The following is a 2,062-nucleotide window of genomic DNA, read 5'->3' as shown; positions in this document are numbered from 1 at the left end:
ACCATGCCATAGCGTTATAAACGCTTGTATGTGCTTCATGGTTTTCATCATTGGAATAAAGGGCTTCTGCGATTTCATCTTGACTAAATCCATCTAGGGATTTCCAATGAGCCATCATTTCCGGCACAGATTCATGCCCGAACTCTTGAGCATCTTCTTTCAAGGCATCAAGGATTACTTCTCGATTATCTTGAGCAAAGCTGACTGTATCTGAGTGGTAAATAAAACCGCCAAAACCTCCATCAATACCATGATTTGAAATATCCGGTGCATTTTCAGAGAATGATTCAAAACCGCCCATTTGTTCGATTACAGCTTCATTTAACTTTTTGTTAGATGAATAATCGTTTAAAAAACCGTTCTCTTTATCTTCTAATTCAGACATTGTGTAACCTCACATTTCGCTAGTTATATAATCTTTGCTAAGATTATATTTTTAAATTAAATAGTATTAATGCTTTTTTATGTTTTGCACTAATAAAACTCATTATAATACATATTATAAGTTTTTACATAATTTTTATTATATACTTTAAAAAAAATAACAGATAATCTACTAAAAAATAATTACCATGTTAGACTATGTTTTAATTTTAATTTTAATGGACAACAAAATGACTAACAAAAGTGCGAATCTAATATCCTTATTTATATTTATCAATAGCTTGATAATCATAGCTTTCTTGACATTTTTTGGATATAAGTTTAGTCAAAACGAGTATTCACAAGATTATTATCCCCCAAGTAACGAAATGATAGAAATGTGTAGATCAAGTTCATTTTGTTATATAGATGAAAATACAGATTATTTCGGTTTATTAGGATTGTTATTTGAAAAATCAGAAAAAAATAAATATGATTTTACTCTAATTGTTGATTCAATTCCTGAGCCTGAGCCTGAGCCTGAGCCTGAGCCTGAGCCTGAGCCTGAGCCTGAAAGTAATTCTAAAATTAATGAACGCCAACTATTTGTAGAAGCTGAGTTAATCCCAATTCAAAGAAAATATGAAACACTTGGTGATTATTGTCGTGATGCCGACCTGTGCTTAACAAAGAAAAATGTAAGCCTAAAGCAAATTCAATCAGATATTCAAGCAATAGGGATTGGTAAAAAATCTATTAAATTTTATATGGATGAAAATAAGGAAAATTAATTACCCTAAAAAAAGACTGCAATTGCAGTCTTTTTTATTATGTGCCTGATTATCAATCTAGCTCCATTCCTTTACTTTCCTGCTTCACTTCCTGCTTGTCGTTTTGAATAGCATCAATTTTACTACTAAATCCATCATTTGCAGATAAGACATTTATACCAAGATCGTCAGCTTTATTACTGACTGCTTCTGCTAGTCTTTCGTGATTTGAACCGGCTTCACCTGAGAAGTCAACAACCAAGTCCTTACCTGACTGCCATGCCACACGTTCCCCATTAATATCAATTGCTTTTTCAGCATTGCCATTATCCTGAACAAAACTTTCAATAGCTGAATCAATATGACTTTCATTAGCTTTAGTTTCGTAAATAGTCACTTGGGATAAGTGATTATTTTCACCAAGATTGGTTATAGTAATTTCATTTCCTAACTCTTTATCAAGAGAATGTTTTATGCCAATAAAATCATCTTTGGCTTCTGATAGTTTCCAAATACTATCTGCTTCATTTTCAATATTTACATATTTATCATCAATAGTAATGGTTACATCATCCTGAAATTCACCATCAATTTTTTTCATATTAGTGATTTCAATTGTTATGTCACCATAATCTAATTTAGTGTCACCAATCTGAATACTTGCACTTAAATCATTTTGTTCTAAGTAATTGTCTAAGTTTTTAAGTATTTCAATTTTTGAATCTTCAATTTCATGCCCTGAATTGATTAGATCGGAAAGTGTGTCAAAGCTAGTGTCTAAAGTCGCACCACGTTCTAACTCGTCCATAGCATTTGCATATTCATGGCTTGCTTTCTCCCCTGCATACCATGCCATAGCGTTATAAACGCTTGTATGTGCTTCATGGTTTTCATCATTGGAATAAAGGGCTTCTGCGATTTCATCTTGA

General features: G+C 32.2%; 3 protein-coding genes. 1 reads left to right on the top strand and 2 read right to left on the bottom strand.

Annotated features, from left to right (window positions below; translation table 11 throughout):
• Nucleotides 1–385, bottom strand: a 385-nt coding sequence (locus FTU67_RS14115) for a hypothetical protein (RefSeq protein ID WP_180061902.1), incomplete at its 3' end; no start/stop codon positions are given.
• 229 nt (nucleotides 386–614) lie between these two features.
• Between FTU67_RS14115 and FTU67_RS14110 the strand changes: the two genes are divergently transcribed.
• Nucleotides 615–1,154, top strand: coding sequence for a hypothetical protein (locus FTU67_RS14110; protein WP_180061900.1), 540 nt, complete (start codon nucleotides 615–617; stop codon nucleotides 1,152–1,154).
• 52 nt (nucleotides 1,155–1,206) lie between these two features.
• On the opposite strand, the gene FTU67_RS14105 is transcribed toward FTU67_RS14110, so the two are convergent.
• Nucleotides 1,207–2,062 (bottom strand): hypothetical protein (locus FTU67_RS14105; RefSeq protein WP_180061901.1); only part of this gene is annotated, 856 nt, incomplete at its 5' end.

Origin of the sequence: Acinetobacter sp. YH12132 (genome assembly GCF_013418645.1) — a bacterium.
Classification (GTDB): Bacteria; Pseudomonadota; Gammaproteobacteria; order Pseudomonadales; family Moraxellaceae; genus Acinetobacter; species Acinetobacter indicus.
This window is presented reverse-complemented; position numbering and strand designations above follow the sequence as displayed.

What these genes read in the sequence shown, in the direction of transcription:
- FTU67_RS14110 (WP_180061900.1), top strand. Translation starts at nt 615, where the DNA reads ATGACTAACAAAAGTGCGAATCTAATATCCTTATTTATATTTATCAAT.